The organism is Streptomyces nidicola (assembly GCF_050106155.1).
Lineage (GTDB): Bacteria > Actinomycetota > Actinomycetes > Streptomycetales > Streptomycetaceae > Streptomyces.
Genome location: NZ_JBNBPI010000001.1, coordinates 5,594,126 through 5,613,352, shown reverse-complemented (window position 1 = coordinate 5,613,352; position 19,227 = coordinate 5,594,126). Strand labels below are relative to the sequence as shown.

Below are 19,227 nucleotides of genomic sequence, written 5' to 3'. Positions count from 1 at the left end.
GTTGATCACCGGCGACGGCGTTGCGGTCGCGGGGCGCTGCCCCGGACCCCGCGGGCTCTCGTTCGAAAGGCGGGGCTGGAAATGCTCAATCGCCGCAGGGGCTGAAAACACCTACCGCAGCGCGTCCGAGACCTCGCGGGCCGCGTCCAGGACACGTGGGCCCACCCGTTCCGGGACGGAGTCCGAGAGCATCACCACGCCCACGCTGCCCTCCAGGCCGGTCACGCCCAGCAGCGGCGCAGCCGCTCCGCTCGCGCCCGCCTCCAGTTCGCCGTGCGTGAGGGTGTAGCCGGACTCCGGGAGCACGCCCTGGCGGGCGCCGAGGATGGCGCGGCCCGCGGCGCCCCGGTCGAGCGGGTGGCGGAAGCCCGTGCGGTACGCCACGTGGTAGTCGGTCCAGGTCGGCTCGACGACGGCCACGGCGAGGGCCTCCGTACCGTCCACCAGGGTCAGGTGCGCCGTCGCCCCGATGTCCTCGGCGAGGGAGCGGAGGGCCGGCAGCGCGGCCTCGCGGACCAAGGGGTGGACCTGGCGGCCGAGGCGCAGGACGCCGAGGCCGACGCGGGCGCGGCCGCCCAGGTCGCGGCGGACGAGGGCGTGCTGTTCGAGGGTGGCCAGCAGGCGGTAGACGACCGTGCGGTTGACCCCGAGCTTGTTGGAGAGCTCGGTGACGGTCAGGCCGTGGTCGGTGTCTGCGAGCAGTTTGAGGACGCGCAGTCCCCGGTCGAGCGTCTGGGAGGTCTCCGCGGTCACGACGCCCACTCCTTAGTGGTGAGGGACGGCGATCCCTGGCGCGGGGGTCGCGTCACCTGTCCCGTGGGCGACGCGCGTCAGAGGCCGCCGGTCGGTGATCAGGCGCTGGGCTGCTTACGGCTGTCTTTTGGCGCACCGGCTGCGCTCCGCGGCGGCTCTGCCACGGGGCGTGTGCGTTGCCCGGAATGTAGCGAGGTCGTCCCGCTGAGCGGAAGACTCCGTCCAGAATCCGGGCAGCCGACGGCCGGAGATGTGCGCGATTGCCCGCACTTGATCCCCATGTCACTTCATGCGGGTGGCCCATTCCTGCACCTTGGCGATGCGCTGGCGCAGCTGTCCGCCGGTCGCCTCCGCGCTCGGCGGCCCGCCGCACACCCGGCGCAGCTCGGTGTGGACGACACCGTGCGGCTTCCCGCTCTGATGCACGTACGCGCCGACGATGGTGTTGAGCTTCTTGCGCAGCTCCATCAGCTCCTTGTGGGAGACGACGGGGCGGCGGTCCGCGGGCAGTTCGAGGAGGTCGGCCTCGCTGTCCGGCTTCTTCTTGCTGTGCGAGATCTGGCGGGCCTGGCGCTTCTGGAGGAGCAGCTGCACCTGGTCGGGTTCGAGGAGGCCCGGGATGCCGAGGTAGTCCTGCTCCTCCTCGCTGCCGGGGTGCGCCTGCATGCCGAACTCGGCGCCGTTGTACATGACCCGGTCGAAGGTGGCCTCGGACTCCAGGGCCTCGAAGGAGAACTGCTCCTGCTCGCCGGTGTCCTCGTCCTGCTCCTTGTTCGCCTCGTCCATCTCCTTCTCGGACTCGGCGTAGGGGTCCTCCTCCCCCTCCTTCTTCGGCTTGTCGAGGACGTGGTCGCGCTCGACCTCCATCTCGTTGGCGAAGCCGAGCAGGTCGGGGACGGTGGGCAGGAAGACGGAGGCCGTCTCGCCGCGCCTGCGGGAACGTACGAAACGGCCCACGGCCTGCGCGAAGAAGAGCGGGGTGGAGATCGTCGTGGCGTAGACGCCGACCGCGAGGCGCGGCACGTCGACGCCCTCGGACACCATGCGGACGGCGACCATCCACCGGTCGTCGCTCGCCGCGAAGTCGTCGATCCGCTTCGAGGCGCCGGTGTCGTCGGAGAGCACGACGGTGGCCCTGCTGCCCGTGATCTCGCGGATCAGCTTCGCGTACGCGCGGGCCGAGTCCTGGTCGGAGGCGATGACGAGGCCGCCCGCGTCCGGGATGCCCTTACGGACCTCGGTGAGGCGGGCGTCGGCGGCGCGCAGCACGCTCGGCATCCACTCGCCGCGCGGGTCGAGGGCCGTGCGCCAGGCCTGGCTGATGGCGTCCTTGGTCATCGGCTCGCCGAGCCGGGCCGCGATCTCGTCGCCGGCCTTCGTGCGCCAGCGCATGTTGCCGCTGTACGAGAGGAAGATGACCGGCCGCACGACGTTGTCGGCGAGCGCCTGGCCGTAGCCGTACGTGTAGTCGGCGGCCGAGCGCCGGATGCCGTCCCGCCCCTCCTCGTACTGGACGAAGGGGATCGGGTTGGTGTCGGAGCGGAACGGCGTACCGGTGAGCGCGAGGCGGCGGGTGGCCGGCTCGAAGGCCTCCAGGCAGGCCTCGCCCCACGACTTCGAGTCACCGGCGTGGTGGATCTCGTCGAGGATCACGAGCGTCTTGCGCTGCTCGCTGCGGTTGCGGTGCAGCATCGGGCGCACGCCCACACCCGCGTACGTGACGGCGACGCCCTGGTACTCCTTGCTGAGCGGGCCCGCGCTGTACTCGGGGTCCAGCTTGATCCCTATGCGGGCGGCGGCCTCGGCCCACTGCTTCTTCAGGTGCTCGGTCGGCGCGACCACGGTCACCTGCTGCACGACGTGGTGGTGCAGCATCCAGGACGCGAGGGTGAGCGCGAACGTGGTCTTGCCTGCGCCCGGGGTCGCGACCGCGAGGAAGTCGCGCGGCTGCTCCTGGATGTACCTGTCCATCGCACCCTGCTGCCAGGCACGCAGCTTGTTGGCGGTGCCCCAGGGGGCGCGGCCGGGGAAGGCGGGTGACAGGTGGGCGGACGAGGCAGAAGGAGTGGTGGATGTAGTAGTCACGGTCTCCGGTTACTCAAAGCTGGACGGCACGGCTACGTATGACAACCGGGCCACCCTACCGGTGCCGAGGTTGACGGGCGCGCTGGGCGAGGCCGGGGACGGCGTGGTTGGGACGTGTGTCACAGATCAACTGGCGCCCCGGCGCGTCGACTTCTGCGTCACTTCTACGCGGAGTCAGGGCTACGTCACCGGTGCACACGCAGCCGCGAAGCCACCCACACGCCCACGAGCGCGACGGCCGCCATCGGCAGGAACACGGCGACGAACGCGGCCGGATGCGAGCCCCCGGCCCCCTGTGCGGCTCCGTGGCCCGCCGCGCCCACCGCTCCCCCGCCGAGCGCCGCGAAGGCCGCGCCGCCCACGGCGAGCAGCAGCGCGTTGGAGAGGCCGTCGGAGATCTGGAGCGCGGCGGAGTTCGTCCCGGCCTCCTCGGGCGCGGACAGCTGCAGCAGCAGCACGGACGTGGACGAGATCACGAGCCCCATCCCCAGGCAGCCGAAGGCCCAGGCGACCGCCACCGTCCACACGGGCACGGCCGGGATCAGCACGCTCGGCGCGACGGCGACGGCCGCGGCGACCAGCACCATGCCCCCGGCGACGAGCCGCTCCCGGTACGGCTCGACCCGCGGCCGGGACTGCAGCCACGAGCCGAACGCCCAGGTCCCGCCGCCCGCGGCGAGCGAGAACCCGGCGAGGGTGGGGCTCACGCCCCGCTGCGTCACCAGCATCAGCGGCACGAAGGACTCGGCCGCGATGAACGACCCCGCCGAGATCCCGCGCAGCAGCACCACGGACGGCAGCCCGCGCGCGGCCCGGTACGTGCCCTTCGGCAGCAGCCCGAGCACGGACGGCACGAGGAGGGCGACGCCGACGGCCGCGGGCAGCAGGGACAGCGGCCGCAGATCCTGGGCGGCGTACTGGAGGAGGCCCGCGCCGAGCGAGATGCCGAGGGCGAGGCGGATGCGCCGCCGGTCGAAGCGCGCGGGCGCCGTCCCCTCGGGCGGCCCGCCGGCCCGCCGCCGCACCTCGGGAAGGGCGAGCGCGAGCGGCAGCACGACGAGCACGGGGATCCCGAGGAACACCCATCGCCAGCCGATGTGCTCGGTCACGGCCCCGGACGCCAGCGGCCCGACGATCGACGGCACGACCCAGCTCGCCGCGAACGCCGCCATGATCGCGGGCCGCAGCCGCTCCGGGTAGGCGCGGCTGACGACCACGTAGAGCCCGACGATCACCAGGCCGCCGCCGAGCCCCTGCACGGCCCGTCCGGCGATGAACATCCACATGCCGCCCGCGGTCCCGGCGAGCAGCAGCCCCGCGGCGAAGGACCCGATCCCGGCCGTGACGGGGCCCAGCGGCCCGCTCCGGTCGGCCCACTGCCCGGCGAGCACCATCCCGAACAGGCTGGTTGTAAAGAAGCCGGAGAACGCGAACGCGTACAGCGACACCCCGTCCAACTCCCGTGCGGCCACGGGCATTGCCGTCCCGACGGCGGTCGCCTCGAAGGCGATGAGCAGCACGACGGTGACGATGCCGATGCTGAGCGCGCGATAGGTGCGGCCGAGGACACCTTCGGTCTCGGAGGGGGCGGTGCGGGCGGGGTGGGTGGGGACGTCGTCGGTGACGTCTTCGAGGGCGGCCATGCGGTTCAGGGTAAGGGGCGTAGGGGGTCCTGACCCCTGTCGTGAGACGGGTTCTCGGGTCGTCCGTTGGTCGTAGGTCCGGGCGCCGCGTGCGCCGCATCATGAACGGCGTATGGCAGTCGCATTGCAGGGCGCCCGGAAGGCTTGAGGCCGGTGATCGCGTGCCCGTAGCGTGAGGCGCAGCTTGGCCGTGTGCCCGAGTGGTTTAGGGATTCGCCTGCAAAGCGAAGCACACCGGTTCGATTCCGGTCACGGCCTCCACGCACGAAGGGGCGCCCCGCATGAAGCGGGGCGCCCCTTCGTCGTGCACGGGGTGCGGCCTCAGCCGGTCGCGTCCGCCACGACCGCTCCCGGAGCCGGCGCGTCCGTGACCACCGCCGCCTGCGGCCTGATCGGCAGCCGGTTGACGGGGCGGCCGGTCGCAGCGCGGACCGCCGAGGCGACCGCCGCCGGGGACGCGACGACGGGGGCCGCGCTCGCGGACTTCGCGCCGAAGGGGGCGACCACGTCGCGCTCCTCGACCAGGTTGACGATGTGGATCTCGGGGGCGTCGAGCGAGGTGGGCAGGGCGTACCCGGTCAGGTCGGGGCGGCGGACGATGCCCTTCGGGGTGCGGAGGTTCTCCGTGAGGGCCGCGCCCACGCCCTGGGTGACGCCCGCCTCGATACGGGCCGCGAGCTGGGCGGGGTTGAGGATGCGGCCGACGTCCTGGGCGACCGCGAGTTCGACGACACGCACCGAGCCGAGCTCGACGTCCACGTCCACCACCGCGCGGATCGCGCAGAAGGCCATGCCGACGAAGGCGTCGCCCTGGCCCGAGGCGTCGAGCGGCTCCGTGGGGTGCGGGCGGCACTGCGCCGTGGCCCACAACTCCTTGCCGTCCATGGCCTCTTCGACGGTCGTCGAGAGCACGCCGTCGTAGGACGTGATCTTGCCGTCCGCGATCTGGAGCAGCTCCGTGGACATGCCGAACTTGTGCGCCAGGGGCTGGAGGAGCTGGGTGCGGACCATCTTGGCCGCCCGCTCGACCGCTCCGCCCGACACCCACGTGTGCCGGCCCCGGCAGCCGGGGCCCGCCGGCGGCTGGTCGGTGTCCACCGGCGCCACATGCACTTCTTCCACGCCGAGCGTCTCCTGGACGATCTGGCGGGCGAGCGTGGCGAAGCCCTGGCCCGTCTCCACGGCGGCGCAGATGACCGTCGCGACGCCGCCCTGGACCTTCACCGTGGCCGTGGAGACCTCGTCCGCGCCCTCCGCGCCCAGCATGTGCACCATGCCGACGCCGTAGCCGACACCGCGGCGGATCGCGGCCGGTTCCCCGACGCCCTCGGGCCCGCCGGGGAGCAGCCAGTCCTCCTCCGGGGAGTCCTTGGGCAGCGGCGGCAGCGGGAAGTCCCTTACGGAGGTCAGCAGTTCGGCCACGGGGGCCGGGCACGTCACCGTCTGCCCCGTCGGGAGGATGTCACCGGTCGCCAGGACGTTGCGCAGGCGCAGTTCGGCCGGGTCGACGCCCAGCTTCTTCGCGAGCTTGTCCATCTGCGCCTCGTACGCGGCGCAGACCTGGAGCGCGCCCTCTCCCCGTACGTGTCCCGAGGGCGGGTTGTTCGTCCGTACCGCCCAGCCCTCGATGGAGGCGTGCGGCACTACGTAGGGGCCACAGGCGAAGGAGACCGCGGCAGCGAGCGCGTCGGACGACGTGTCCGCGTAGGCGCCCGCGTCGAGCAGGATCTGGGCCTCCACCTTGACCAACCGGCCGTCCGCGTCCGCGTGGTGGCGGTAGCGCAGGAGGGTGGGGTGGCGGTGCGGGTGACCGAGGAAGGACTCCTCGCGGGACGCCGCCAGCTTGACCGGGCAGCCGGTGTGCAGGGCGAGCAGGCCCAGCGGGAGGTGGAAGCTCGGGTCCTCCCGGTCGGCCGTCGCGCCGGGCACGCCGGTGACGACGACCTTCACGCGCTCGCGCTCCAGGCCGTAGCGGGCTGCGGCCAGATCGCGGTCGCCGTGCGGGTCGGTGGAAGCGATGTACAGCTCGACGCCGCCGTCGGGGCGGGGCACCGCGAGGCCCGCCTCCGCGCCGATCGGCGCCGGGTCCTGGCGGCCGATGCGGTAGAGGCCCTCGACGATGACCTCGCCGGTCGCCTCGGCGTCGCCGTGCTGGAGCGGGATGTGGCGGATCAGGTTGCCGTCGGGGTGCAGGGGCTCGGCGCCGAAGGACTGCTCGGGGTCCGTGACCGGGTCGAGGACCTCGTACTCGACGATGATCGCGGCCGCGGCCATGCGCGCCGTGTCCGGGTGGTCGGCCGCCACGGCCGCGAGCGCCTCCCCGTGGTGACGCACCACTTCGGAGGCGAACATCGGGCGGTCCGACGCGCGGTGTCCCGCCAACGGGCCGCCGGGGACGTCCTCGTGCGTGACGACCGCGAGGACGCCGGGCATCTCGCGCGCGTGGCTGGTGTCGATGCTCACCACGCGCGCGTGCGCGTGCGGGGAGCGCAGGATCGACGCCCAGAGCAGGCCCTCGGCCCACAGGTCGGCGGCGTACGGGAACGTGCCCTCCGCCTTGGCGTGCGCCTCCGCCGAGGGGAGCGACGTGCCGAGGCCGTGCGGGAAGCTCTCCGCTTCCGGAGCGGCGGGGGCCGTGGAGGTCGTGGCCGTCTCGTTCGTCATGCCTGGCCTCCGTCCGGGAAGTCCTGCGGGTTCTCGGGGTTCTGGAAGCCCTGGGGACGGGGGACGTCAGCCGGGTTCTGGAAACCCTGGGGACGCGGGAGGTCCACCGGGTTCTGGAAACCCTGCGGGCTCTGGAAGCCCTGCGTGGCCTGGTCGCTCCGCGGCTTCGCGTCGCCCTGGATGTCCTCGCTCGTCACCGGGCCCGCCTGGCGCGGGATCAGCGGCTCTTCCGCGCCGCCCTCGGCCGACGAGGACTCGCTCGCGGCATCGGCCGCGGCCCGGCGCTCCTCGGCCACCTGGCGCACCGCGTCCACGACGCCCCGGTAGCCGGAGCAGCGGCACAGGTTGCCGCACAGCGCCTGGCGGGTCTCCAGGGCGGTCGGGTTCGGGTTGCCCTCCAGGAGGTCGTGCGCCGTCATCGCCATGCCGGGGACGCAGAAGCCGCACTGCACCGACCCGCAGGCGGCCAGCGCCCGCTGCACGTCCGAGGGGCGGCCGTCGGTGGCGAGTCCCTCGACCGTACGGACCTCGCTGCCCGCGGTGGTCGCAGCGGGCACCAGGCAGGAGGCGACGAGACGGCCGTCCACCTGCACGTTGCACGCGCCGCACTCGCCCTGCGAGCAGCCGTCCTTGGCCCCCGCGAGCCCGAGTCGCTCCCGCAGCACGTACAGCAGCGACTCCCCGATCCAGGCGTCCGTGACGGGCCGATCCGCACCGTTGACCCGCAGGACGTAGCTGGCGAGGGGGTGGTCGTCGTGGAGCGGAGGACGAGCGGCAGCGTCGTCCTCCGGCACCTCCGGTCCCTGCGGGACACTGTCGGCCTCTGCCTCCGGTCCCTGCGGGACGCTGTCCCTCTCGGCCTCCGGCCCGTCCGGGGCGCCGTCGACCTCGACCTCGGGAACCCCCGGGGCGATGCCGGCCTCTGCCTCGGGGGCCGGGGCGACGGCCTCGTGGCCATCAGGGCCTGCCGGTACATCCACCTCTACCGGCGATTGAGCCATATCCAGCCCCGCCGGCGTTTGAGGCGCGGGGTCCGGGGCAGAGCCCCGCGACGCAGGCCCGGTCGACCGCTCCGGGGAGACGAGCGAGGGCTCCGCCTCAACACCCGGTACCGCCGCCCACGGCGCAGGCGCACCCCCCGGCAACGTCGCCGGCGGCGTGTGGTGCCCACCCCACTGCTGAGCCATCGTGGACGCGGTGAACTCCCCGGATTCGTCCGGGAGTTCACCCCCGGCCAGCGGAATCGACCACTGCCCGGTCTGCCCGTGATGCGGCGCCTGCTCCACCGGCTCGGCCGCGACGGCGTCACCCGCCCCACCGCCGGAGGTGCCCGGCCCGACCAGGTTCTCCGGCAGCATCCACACCCCGGTCGCCGCGGGATCGGTCGCGGCCGCACCCGTGGCCGGGCTCACCGTTATCGGCGGCGGCACGTAGCCGTGGCCCGGCGCCTCCAGCGGTGCCGCGTCCGGGAAGCCCTCGGGGGGCAGCTGTACGAAGGCCGTGGCGTCGGAGTCGTACTCACCCTGGGGCACCGGCTCCCAGCCGTCGGGTCCGGGGTACTCGTTCGTCACGACAGCGCCCTCCCAAGTGCACGTCGGGCCAGCACGGCGACGGTGCGCCGCAGATGCAGTACGGCGGGCGGCAACTGCTGCTGCGTGCCGTCCGGCGCGGGCTCCGGGTCGGGGACGCAGGCCGCGGCGACGTATTCACCGAAGGCGTGCACGGCCTCCGGCACGAGGGCGCCGCGATTGCCGTCCCAGTCGATGAGCGAGGCCACCCACTGCTCGGCCTCCAGGGGCCGCAGCGGCATCGGCGCGATGGCCCCGACGGCGCAGCGCACCCCGCGCCGCGCCGGGTCGAGGACGAGCGCGACGGAGGCCATGGCGCGGCCGGGGCCCGTACGCCCGGTCGCCTTCAGGAAGACCTGCGGCGCATGCAGCAGCGGAACCCGCACAAACCCGATCAACTCGCCCGGAGCGAGCATCTCCATGCCGGCCAGCAGGTGCGAGACCGGCACTTCGCGTCTCGCACCGCCCTGCCCCGCGATGATCAACGTGGCTTCCAGCGCGGCCAGTACGGGCAGCGTGTCGTTCGCCGGGGCGCCGGAGGCGATGTTGCCGCCGAGCGTGGCGGCGTTGCGGATCTGGGGCGGGCCCGCGGCCCGCGCGGCGGCGGCGAGGCCGGGGATCAGCGCGGCGAAGTCGGGGCGGCCGATGCGCGCGTGGGTGAGGCCCGCGCCGAGCAGCGCGTTCCCGTCCTGGTACTGCCAGCCGCGGATCTCGCTGATCCGGCCGAGCCCGACGAGGGCGGCGGGGCGCAGTCCCCCCGCGTTGACCTGGGCCATGAGGTCCGTGCCCCCGGCCACCGGTACGGCGGCGGGCATGGCGGCGAGCGCCGCGACGGCCTCGTCCAGCGAACCCGGAAGTACCGCGGCTTGTGTCGTCGCCTGCGGTGCGTGCGTGGTCAAACCGGCTGCCCCTTCCCGATGTCCGGCCGCGTGCCTGGCAACGGCGCCGGTCCCCGCGTGGTCCGCGCGTGACCGCCGTTCCCGCCGTTACGCCTGTTCCGCCGTACGGTACGTGCTGACAGGCCGGACGTGGCAACTCTGGCACATCTTCCCTCCGGCCTGGATAGGGGGTCCGGTAGGAGGCATTCGCCCCTTCCACCTCACGGATGACCGATATCGCACCAGATCACCTGTGGGAGCGAATTGCCGTTCTGTGCCTACGTATGAGGTGAGGTGCGCGGTGCCGGGCGCACCCCGCCGCCGCACAAGCTCACACGTTCGGGGGTTCCCCTTCGAAGGGACGTCCGAGCACCCCTGGGCGCCGCTGCCAGGGCAACGGGCCGCCCGGGGGCCGGTAGGCGACGCCGAGGGCGTCAAGTCGCCGGTAGTGCGCGGTCATTCGGCGCTCGAAGTCCGCGAAGTCGCGTGCGCCGGGTGCGGGCAGCTCGCTCCACGCGACCTCGCTGAAGGCCGAAAGCCGCGGGTACACCTGGTAGTCGAGGCGCTGCTCGGTCTCCGTCACCTCGGTCCACACGTTGGCCTGCGCACCGAGGACGTGCCGCGCCTCCTCCTCGCTCAGCTGCGGAGGAACGGGTTCGAAGCGGTAGACGTCCTCCAGGGTGCGTACGTAGCCGATGGGGACCGGCTCCTCGTCGCCGGGGGCCTGCCGGTAGTTCAAGTAGACCTGCTGCTCGGGGCACATGACGACGTCGTGGCCCGCCCTCGCCGCGGTGATGCCGCCCTCGTAGCCGCGCCAGGAGGAGACCGTGGCGCCGGGCGCGAGGCCGCCTTCGAGGATCTCGTCCCAGCCGATGAGGCGCCGGCCGCGCGCGGTGAGCCAGGTGTCGAAGTGCCGGATGAACCAGGACTGGAGCTCGTCCTCGTCGGCCAACCCCAGTTCCTTGATGCGCGCCTGGGCGGTGGGCGACTGCCTCCACTGGTCCTTGGGGCACTCGTCGCCCCCGACGTGGATGAAGGTCGACGGGAACAGGTCGAGGAGTTCCTCGAAGACGCCCTCGTAGAAGCGGAGGGTGTTGTCAGTGGGGGCGAGTACGTTCGGATTGACGCCCCAGGTGTCCCAGACGGGGAGGGAAGCCGTGTCGACGACATCGCTGTTGCCGAGTTCCGGATACGCGTGGATGGCTGCCTGTGAGTGGCCCGGGAGGTCGATCTCGGGGACGACCGCGATATGCAGCGCGTCGGCGTACGCGACGATTTCGCGGATGTCGTCCTGGGTGTAGAAGCCGCCGTGCGGCTTGTCCTCCCACAACTCCGAGGCGCGGTGGCCGAATTTCGTCCGTGACCGCCAGGAGCCGTGCTCCGTCAGCCTCGGGTGGCGCTTGATCTCGACGCGCCAGCCCTGGTCGTCGGTGAGGTGGAAGTGCAGGACGTTGAGCTTGTGGGCGGCCATCAGGTCGAGTTGGCGCAGCACGCCGTCCTTCGGCGTGAAGTGGCGGGCGACGTCGAGCATCATGCCGCGCCAGCGGAAGCGGGGCGCGTCGTCGACGGTGACGTGCGGGACGGTCCAGGTGCGGCCGGGGAGCGGGGCGCGGCGGTACGCGTCGGGGCCCAGGAGTTGACGCAGCGTCTGGGCGCCCCAGAAGACGCCTGCCGCGGATCCGCCCTCGATCGTGATGCCCGCGTCCGTCGCGCGCAGCCGGTAGCCCTCCGGGTCCAGGGACGGGTCGATGCGCAGGGCGATGACGTCGCCCTCGTCCTCGCCCTCGCCCTCATCCTCATCCTCATCCTCGTCCACGGCCTTGGGCGGCAGGGCGAGGCCGGTCGCCGCGCCGAGCGTCGCCCGCAGCCAGCGCGCGGTGTCCTCGGTCCCCTCCCCCGCGGCGATGCCGGTGCGCTCGCCGAGCGCGTGGCTCCCGTCGCCCGAGCGCGTCAGCCGGCGGGGTGCGGGGATGAGTTCCATGGCGGGAGGCTAAGAGGACTGGACCAATTCGCGCAATGGTGGGGCGGACGCGCGAAACCCCGGGCATGCGTCACCGCACGCCCGGGGTTCACCGGGAAAGGGGAGCGGGGGCCGCCTACTTGCCCTTGCCGCCGCCGTCCTTGCCGCCCTTGTCCTTGTCGCCGCCGGCGCCCATGGACTCGTAGATCTCCTTGCACATGGGACACACGGGGTACTTCTTCGGGTCGCGGCCGGGCACCCACACCTTGCCGCAGAGCGCGACGACGGGCGTACCGTCCAGCGCGCTCGCCATGATCTTGTCCTTCTGGACATAGTGGGCGTAGCGCTCGTGATCGCCGTCGCCGTTCGACGTCTGTGGCGTCGGCTCTACGAGGGTCCCCGTACCTGTCCCGCGCTCGGGCTCAAGAGTGCTCATAACCGCCAAGGGTACTTAAGCCCGCCCGGTCCCGGAACGAGGTCAGTTGAGCGAGGGGTCGTCCGGATACGTGGCCACCATCGCCAGTTCACCCCGCTGGCGCCGCAGCACCGCGCGCCACAGCCCCTCGGGACGGGTGGCCGAGACATCGCCCGGCTCCGACTCGACGACGTACCAGGCGCCCTCGGTCAGTTCGTCCTCCAGCTGCCCCGGGCCCCAGCCCGAGTAACCGGCGAAGATCCGCAGGGAGCCGAGCGCCGCCGCGAGCAGCTCCGGCGGCGCCTCCAGGTCGACGAGGCCGATCGCCCCGTGCACCCGGCGCCAACCGAGCGGAGCCTCCCGCTCGTCGTCCCCGGGGATCACCGCAACGCCGAGCGCCGAGTCGAGCGAGACCGGGCCGCCCTGGAACACGACCCCCGGCTCGCCGGCCAGATCGCCCCAGCCCTCCAGGATGTCCCCGACGTCCACCGGCGTCGGCCGGTTCAGCACGACGCCGAGCGAGCCCTCCTCGTCGTGGTCGAGGAGCAGCACGACCGCCCGGTCGAAATTCGGGTCCGCGAGGGCGGGTGTGGCCACGAGCAGCCGCCCTGTGAGCGAGGACACCTCGGTCATGCGTGACATGATCCCGCATCTGCCCGCCGTACGGGGAGCCAAGCGCAACAACCGCGTGAACGCAGCTCAGCGCGCGGGGAAGTGGAAGAGCCGCACTTCACAAAACCGTCACGCTTTGTGCTCTGTTCGGCGCGCTTCGTGTTGTAGCGAACTCATGACGCTCCCTGACACCCGCAGGCATACGAATAAGGGGCGCACCGCCCTTACCCTTGAGCCTGGCCCTGCCCTTCTCTTCGGAACGCGAGATTCATGACCGTCACCGACGATGTCCTCCTTGTCCACGGCGGAACCCCGCTGGAGGGCGAGATCCGTGTCCGCGGCGCGAAGAACCTCGTGCCCAAGGCCATGGTCGCGGCGATTCTCGGCAGTGCGCCGAGTCGGCTGCGCAATGTCCCGGACATCCGCGACGTGCGCGTCGTACGCGGCCTGCTGCAGCTGCACGGCGTGACGGTCGGCCCCGGTGAGGAACCGGGCGAGCTGGTGATGGACCCCTCGCACGTGGAGTCGGCGAACGTGGCCGACATCGACGCGCACGCGGGCTCCTCCCGCATCCCGATCCTGCTGTGCGGCCCGCTGCTGCACCGCATCGGCCACGCCTTCATCCCGGGTCTCGGCGGCTGCGACATCGGCGGCCGCCCGGTCGACTTCCACTTCGAGGTGCTCCGCCAGTTCGGCGCGACGATCGAGAAGCGCGCGGACGGCCAGTACCTGGAGGCCCCGCAGCGCCTGCGCGGCACGAAGATCCGCCTCCCGTACCCCTCCGTGGGCGCCACCGAGCAGGTGCTGCTCACGGCCGTCCTCGCCGAGGGCGTCACGGAGCTCTCGAACGCGGCGGTGGAGCCGGAGATCGAGGACCTGATCTGCGTCCTGCAGAAAATGGGCGCGATCATCGCGATGGACACCGACCGCACCATCCGCGTCACCGGCGTCGACAAGCTCGGCGGCTATACGCACCGCGCCCTCTCGGACCGCCTGGAGGCGGCCTCCTGGGCCTCGGCGGCGCTCGCCACGCACGGCGACATCTACGTCCGCGGCGCGCAGCAGCGCTCGATGATGACGTTCCTGAACACGTACCGGAAGGTCGGCGGCGCCTTCGAGATCGACGACGACGGCATCCGCTTCTGGCACCCCGGCGGCCAGCTGAAGTCGATCGCGCTCGAGACGGACGTCCACCCCGGCTTCCAGACGGACTGGCAGCAGCCGCTCGTCGTGGCGCTCACGCAGGCCACGGGGCTCTCGATCGTCCACGAGACGGTCTACGAGTCGCGCCTCGGCTTCACGTCCGCGCTGAACCAGATGGGCGCGCACATCCAGCTCTACCGCGAGTGCCTCGGTGGCTCCGACTGCCGCTTCGGGCAGCGCAACTTCCTGCACTCGGCGGTCGTGTCCGGGCCCACGAAGCTGGAGGGCGCCGACCTGGTCATCCCCGACCTGCGCGGTGGCTTCTCGTACCTGATCGCGGCGCTGGCGGCCCAGGGGACGTCCCGCGTCCACGGGATCGACCTGATCAACCGCGGCTACGAGAACTTCATGGAGAAGCTCGTCGAACTCGGCGCGAAGGTCGAACTCCCGGGCAAGGCCCTCGGCTAGCCGCCACTCGCTCCACGTAGGCAAGGGCCGCCCCGGTCGACCGGGGCGGCCCTTGTTTTTGCCTTTAGGGGCGCGGGGAACTGCGCGAACGCAACCACACGAAAAGCCGCGACGGCCACAGAGCTGAACCTTGCCGGCAGACGCGCCCGACCGTGGCTGGGCGCGCAGTTCCCCGCGCCCCTGGGCGGCAACGCAAAGGGGCGGTCCCCCGGAAGGAATCCGGGTGACCGCCCCAAGGCGTTGCGCCTAGGACTTACTTACCCTTGGCCGCTTCCTTGAGCTTCGAGCCCGCGGAGACCTTCACGCTGTAGCCGGCCGGGATGTTGATCGGCTCGCCGGTCTGCGGGTTACGAGCGGTGCGAGCGGCACGGTGGGTGCGCTCGAAGGTCAGGAAGCCGGGGATGGTGACCTTCTCGTCGCCCTTGGCAACGATCTCGCCGACGGTCTCGGCGAACGCGGCCAGCACGGCGTCGGCGTCCTTGCGGGTCACCTCGGCGCGGTCGGCCAGCGCGGCCACCAGCTCACTGCGGTTCATGTTTGTACTCCCGTGTTCTTCTTGCCGTTGAGGCGTGCCACGCGGCCAGGCCGCGTGTTGGGCAACAGCAAAGTTGATGCTGCCAGGGTCTCGGTCAGGCCCAGGACCCGGGTCCGTCTTCCAGACCCTTGCGCCTGAAGAGGCATCCTGCCCCTACCCACGGCGGTAAAGCCAATCCGGCACCCCTTGGGGTCACACGGAAAGCGCCACCGCGCCGGTTGCAGGGGCGGGCCCGGGGGGCCTGTTTCCCGGCCAGCCTATGGGGCCCGGAGGCCCCGTAAACCGCGACGCGCCGGTAATTAAGCGGTCGTGGCCCCTGTCACAGCCACTCCGGCCGCCTTCGCCGCGTCGCGGACGGCGCCGGCGACGGCTCCCGCGACCTTGTCGTTGAAGACGCTCGGAATGATGTAGTTCGGGTTGAGTTCGTCCTCGGTGACCACGTCGGCCAGGGCCGTCGCGGCCGCCAGCATCATCTCCGTGTTCACCGTGCGCGACTGGGCGTCGAGCAGGCCGCGGAAGACGCCGGGGAAGACGAGGACGTTGTTGATCTGGTTCGGGAAGTCGGAGCGGCCCGTGGCCACCACGGCGGCCGTCTGACGGGCGATCGCCGGGTCGACCTCGGGGTCCGGGTTCGCGAGCGCGAACACGATGGCGCCCTCGGCCATCGCGGCCACGTCGTCGCCGTTCAGCACGTTCGGGGCCGAGACACCGATGAACACGTCCGCGCCGACGACCGCTTCCTTCAGCGTGCCGGTGAGGCCCTCGGGGTTGGTGTTGTCGGCGATCCAGCGCAGCGGCGAGTCGCTGTCGGCGTCCTTGAGGTCCTCGCGGCCCGCGTGCACGACACCGTGGATGTCGGCCACGACGGCGTTCTTGACGCCCGCCGCGAGCAGCAGCTTCAGGATGGCCGTACCGGCGGCGCCGGCGCCCGACATGACGACACGGGTGTCGCCCATGTCCTTGCCCGCGACGCGCAGCGCGTTGGTCAGCGCGGCGAGCACGACGATGGCGGTGCCGTGCTGGTCGTCGTGGAAGACGGGGATGTCGAGGGCCTCGCGCAGGCGGGCCTCGATCTCGAAGCAGCGGGGCGCCGAGATGTCCTCGAGGTTGATGCCCGCGAAGCCGGGGGCGATGGCCTTGACGATCTCGACGATGGCGTCGGTGTCCTGGGTGTCCAGGCAGATCGGCCAGGCGTCGATGTCGGCGAAGCGCTTGAAGAGGGCCGCCTTGCCCTCCATGACCGGCAGCGCGGCCTTCGGGCCGATGTTGCCGAGGCCGAGCACCGCGGAGCCGTCCGTGACGACCGCGACGGAGTTGCGCTTGATGGTCAGACGACGGGCGTCCTCGGGGTTCTCCGCGATCGCCATGCAGACGCGGGCCACACCCGGCGTGTAGACCATGGAGAGGTCGTCACGGTTGCGGATGGGGTGCTTGGACTGCATCTCGATCTTGCCGCCGAGGTGCATCAGGAACGTACGGTCGGAGACCTTTCCGAGCGTGACGCCCTCGATGCCGCGGAGCTTGTCGACGATCTCGTCCGCGTGGGACGTCGACGACGCCGCGATCGTGACGTCGATCCGGAGCTTCTCGTGACCGGAAGCCGTGACGTCCAGGCCGGTCACCGAGCCGCCGGAGGACTCCACGGCGGTGGTCAGCTGCGAGACGGCGTTACCGCCCGCGGGGACCTCCAACCGGACCGTCATCGAGTAGGAGACGCTGGGCGCCGTTGCCATGGCCGACTTCCTCTGCTTTCACCGTGTAGCTGTTGCCGTCCGATGGTCCCACCTACCGGTGAGTACGTGGTAGTCGCATCGGGTTTTGAAGCTAACGTTCATTCATCTTTTGGAAAGTGGTTTCCACCATACGAGAAGTGGGGGGAAACGGGAAGAGGGAACAGAACGAGGCCCACGTCACGGAAGTGACGTGGGCCTCGCCTCACATTCATGACACCGACCCGCCATGCTCGCCTCGCGGCAAGTGGTCCCTCTAAGGGACGATGGTTGGGCCCGGGGGCTTGGATCGAGCCGGTGCCGTCATCAACGGTAACACCGGAGACAGTGGGGGCAAGAGTCAGTCGCGGAGCAGATCCGGCACCCCGTTCGCGTCCGGTTCGTCCCGCTCTCCGGAGACCACCGTGAGCTGCTGCGTGGCCCGGGTCAGGGCCACGTACAGGACCCGCAGACCCGCAGGGGACTCGTCGGCGATCTCGGCCGGGGAGACCACGATCGTGGCGTCGTACTCAAGGCCCTTGGCCTCCAGGGAGCCGAGCGCCACGACGCGCTCGCCGAGCCCGGAGAGCCAACGGGCCGCCTCCTCGCGGCGGTTCATCGCCACGACGACGCCGACCGTGCCGTCGACCTGCTCCAGGAGCCGGGCGGCCTCCGCCCTGACGGTGTCCCCGACCCGGTCCCGTACGACTTCGAAGCGCGGCTGCACGCCCGTCGAGCGGACCGCCGAAGGGGATTCGGAGCCGGGCATCGCGAGCGCCAGGACCTTCGCGGCGAGCTCGGCGATCTCGGACGGGTTGCGATAGTTCACGGTCAGGGTGAAGCGGCGGCGGGGCCGGGAGCCGAGGGCCTCGTCGCGGGCCGCGCCCGCCTCGTCCGGGTCGGACCACGACGACTGGGCCGGGTCGCCGACGATCGTCCACGTCGCGTGCCGGCCGCGACGGCCGACCATCCGCCACTGCATCGGCGTGAGGTCCTGCGCCTCGTCGACGATGACGTGCGCGTACTCGGTGCGCTCCTGGGCGAGGCGCTCGGCGCGCTCGCGCTGGGACTCCTCACGCTGCGGCATCAGCTCTTCGAGGCCGGTGAGCTGGTCGAGCGGGTCGTACTCGCGCTTCTTCTTCGGGCGGGCCGGGGAGCCGAGCACGGCGTTCAGCTCGTCGAGCAGGGCGACGTCGTGGACCGAGAGGGCGTCGCGGCGCAACGATTTGGCGAGCTTGCGGACCTCGCCGGGGTTGAGGATGCGGCGGGCCCAGCGGCCGAGGCGCCGCTCGTCGGACATGGCGGACAGGACCGCGCGGGGCGTCAGCTCCGGCCACCACGCGTCGAGGAAGTGGATGAACTCGTCCTCGCTCGTGACGTCGTCGTCGAAGGAGGAGCGCAGCTCGGCCGCCAGCTCGGGGTCGGAGTGCCGGCTCCCGGCGCCGGACTGGTCCCACAGGGCGTCGAGGAGGAGCTTGCGGGCGCGCGGGCGCAGGTGGTTGACGGGGGCGGTGCCGCCGAGGGCGGCCTGCCGGATCCGGTTCAGGCGGTCCGCGTCCAGCTCCAGGCGGCGGCCGAAGGCGACGACGCGGAGCCGGGTGGGGGTCTCCTTCGCGGTCGTCTCGGGTTCCTCGTCGCCGAACGCGAGTTGTTCCTGGGCAGCGGTCTGCTGCGGGCGTCCCGATTCCAGGGCCCCGCGCGCCGCTTTCCGCAGCACCTTCAGCATCCGCGACGAGCCCTTGACGCGGGCCACCGCCGGGGAGTCGTAGACCGTGGCCTCCGCGCCGTCGACCAGCGAGCCGACCGCGCGGATTGCGACCTGGCCCTCCTCGCCGAGCGAGGGCAGCACGCCCTCGGTGTAGGCGACCAGGAGCGGGGTCGGCGAGACGATCAGGATGCCGCCCGCGTAGCGGCGCCGATCCTGGTACAGGAGGTACGCGGCGCGGTGCAGCGCCACCGCCGTCTTTCCGGTGCCGGGCCCGCCCTCGACGTACGTCACGGACGCGGCGGGGGCCCGGATGACCTGGTCCTGCTCGGCCTGGATGGAGGCGACGATGTCGCGCATCGAGTGGCTGCGGGCCTGGCCGAGCGCGGCCATCAGCGCGCCGTCGCCGATGGCGGGCAGCCGCTCGCCGTCCAGGTACGCGGTCAGCTCCGGGCGCATCAGGTCGTCCTCGACGCCGAGCACCTTGCGGCCCTTGGAGCGGATGACGCGGCGGCGCACCACGCGGCCCGGGTCGACCGGTGTGGAGCGGTAGAAGGGGGCGGCGGCCGGGGCGCGCCAGTCGATGACGAGCGGCGAGTAGTCCGCGTCGAGCACGCCGATGCGGCCGATGTGCAGCGTTTCGGCGATGTCGGCCGTGTTGTCCTCGCGGACGGCGCCGTCGGCCGGCTCGAGCGCCGTGTACGCGCCGTCCGGGCCCTTCTTGCCGTCCTTGCCCTGGAGCAGGTCGATGCGGCCGAAGAGGAAGTCCTCGAACTCGTTGTTGAGGCGGTTGAGATGGATCCCCGCGCGAAAGACCTGCGCGTCGCGCTCGGCGAGCGCGCCGGGCGTGCCGACCTGGCCGCGCTTGGTGGCGTCCTCCATCAGGAACTCGGCCTCGTGGATCTTCTCTTCGAGGCGTCGGTAGACGGCGTCGAGATGGTTCTGTTCGACGCCGAGCTCGCGGTCGCGGACCGAATCCGCGGACTCGTCCCCACCTGGGTTCGTATCCGATTTCACCGCTGAATCGTGCGGAGCCTGAGCGGCCACCGGGCCCCCTTCTGACGTGCTGGGCAGCCGTCAAAGGTACGC

Annotated in this window: 13 protein-coding genes and 1 tRNA gene; 2 read left to right on the top strand and 12 right to left on the bottom strand. The window is 72.0% G+C overall.

Features of this window, described 5'->3' with window-relative positions; translation table 11 throughout:
- Positions 1 to 111: 111 nt before the first annotated feature.
- From ACOKM3_RS25465 to ACOKM3_RS25455, 3 genes are all read right to left on the bottom strand, one after another.
- Complete coding sequence (locus tag ACOKM3_RS25465; protein WP_266710835.1) at positions 112 to 753, bottom strand: IclR family transcriptional regulator; 642 nt, start codon at positions 751 to 753, stop codon at positions 112 to 114.
- Between the two features lie 282 nt (positions 754 to 1,035).
- The gene (locus tag ACOKM3_RS25460) at positions 1,036 to 2,838 is read right to left on the bottom strand and encodes a DEAD/DEAH box helicase (RefSeq protein ID WP_426903348.1); all 1,803 of its coding nucleotides are present in this window, start codon (positions 2,836 to 2,838) and stop codon (positions 1,036 to 1,038) included.
- Positions 2,839 to 3,023: 185 nt separating this feature from the next.
- Positions 3,024 to 4,481 carry an MFS transporter gene (locus tag ACOKM3_RS25455; protein WP_426903347.1) on the bottom strand — a complete coding sequence of 486 codons (1,458 nt, stop codon included), beginning with the start codon at positions 4,479 to 4,481 and terminating at the stop codon, positions 3,024 to 3,026.
- A gap of 186 nt (positions 4,482 to 4,667) precedes the next feature.
- Between ACOKM3_RS25455 and ACOKM3_RS25450 the strand changes: the two genes are divergently transcribed.
- Positions 4,668 to 4,742 (top strand) — tRNA-Cys (locus tag ACOKM3_RS25450).
- Positions 4,743 to 4,802: 60 nt separating this feature from the next.
- Here the strand turns inward: ACOKM3_RS25450 and ACOKM3_RS25445 are convergent.
- The 6 genes from ACOKM3_RS25445 to ACOKM3_RS25420 all read right to left on the bottom strand — a co-directional run bounded on the left by ACOKM3_RS25445 (position 4,803) and on the right by ACOKM3_RS25420 (position 12,599).
- Positions 4,803 to 7,145, bottom strand: coding sequence for a xanthine dehydrogenase family protein molybdopterin-binding subunit (locus tag ACOKM3_RS25445; RefSeq protein ID WP_426903346.1), 2,343 nt, complete (start codon positions 7,143 to 7,145; stop codon positions 4,803 to 4,805).
- Positions 7,142 to 8,716 carry a (2Fe-2S)-binding protein gene (locus ACOKM3_RS25440; RefSeq protein WP_426903345.1) on the bottom strand — a complete coding sequence of 525 codons (1,575 nt, stop codon included), beginning with the start codon at positions 8,714 to 8,716 and terminating at the stop codon, positions 7,142 to 7,144. Before ACOKM3_RS25440 ends, ACOKM3_RS25445 begins: the two co-directional genes overlap by 4 nt.
- Positions 8,713 to 9,612 carry an FAD binding domain-containing protein gene (locus ACOKM3_RS25435; protein ID WP_426903344.1) on the bottom strand — a complete coding sequence of 300 codons (900 nt, stop codon included), beginning with the start codon at positions 9,610 to 9,612 and terminating at the stop codon, positions 8,713 to 8,715. Before ACOKM3_RS25435 ends, ACOKM3_RS25440 begins: the two co-directional genes overlap by 4 nt.
- 310 nt (positions 9,613 to 9,922) lie before the next feature.
- Complete coding sequence (locus tag ACOKM3_RS25430; RefSeq protein WP_426903343.1) at positions 9,923 to 11,572, bottom strand: beta-N-acetylhexosaminidase; 1,650 nt, start codon at positions 11,570 to 11,572, stop codon at positions 9,923 to 9,925.
- Positions 11,573 to 11,687: 115 nt separating this feature from the next.
- The gene (locus ACOKM3_RS25425; protein ID WP_426903342.1) at positions 11,688 to 11,987 is read right to left on the bottom strand and encodes a DUF3039 domain-containing protein; all 300 of its coding nucleotides are present in this window, start codon (positions 11,985 to 11,987) and stop codon (positions 11,688 to 11,690) included.
- A gap of 42 nt (positions 11,988 to 12,029) precedes the next feature.
- Positions 12,030 to 12,599, bottom strand: a complete 570-nt coding sequence (locus ACOKM3_RS25420; protein ID WP_389283253.1) for a YqgE/AlgH family protein — start codon at positions 12,597 to 12,599, stop codon at positions 12,030 to 12,032.
- 249 nt (positions 12,600 to 12,848) lie between these two features.
- Here ACOKM3_RS25420 and murA point away from each other — a divergent pair, with 249 nt between their 5' ends.
- Positions 12,849 to 14,189 carry a UDP-N-acetylglucosamine 1-carboxyvinyltransferase gene (gene murA / locus ACOKM3_RS25415; protein WP_266710853.1) on the top strand — a complete coding sequence of 447 codons (1,341 nt, stop codon included), beginning with the start codon at positions 12,849 to 12,851 and terminating at the stop codon, positions 14,187 to 14,189.
- A 253-nt stretch (positions 14,190 to 14,442) separates the two neighbouring features.
- Here murA and ACOKM3_RS25410 read toward each other — a convergent pair whose 3' ends face one another.
- The 3 genes from ACOKM3_RS25410 to ACOKM3_RS25400 all read right to left on the bottom strand — a co-directional run bounded on the left by ACOKM3_RS25410 (position 14,443) and on the right by ACOKM3_RS25400 (position 19,185).
- Positions 14,443 to 14,724 (bottom strand): HU family DNA-binding protein, encoded by a 282-nt coding sequence (locus tag ACOKM3_RS25410; protein WP_016645140.1) that lies wholly within the window; start codon positions 14,722 to 14,724, stop codon positions 14,443 to 14,445.
- A 299-nt stretch (positions 14,725 to 15,023) separates the two neighbouring features.
- Positions 15,024 to 16,457, bottom strand: a complete 1,434-nt coding sequence (locus ACOKM3_RS25405; RefSeq protein ID WP_426903341.1) for an NAD-dependent malic enzyme — start codon at positions 16,455 to 16,457, stop codon at positions 15,024 to 15,026.
- 337 nt (positions 16,458 to 16,794) lie between these two features.
- Positions 16,795 to 19,185 (bottom strand): HelD family protein, encoded by a 2,391-nt coding sequence (locus tag ACOKM3_RS25400; RefSeq protein WP_426903340.1) that lies wholly within the window; start codon positions 19,183 to 19,185, stop codon positions 16,795 to 16,797.
- Positions 19,186 to 19,227 lie beyond the last annotated feature (42 nt).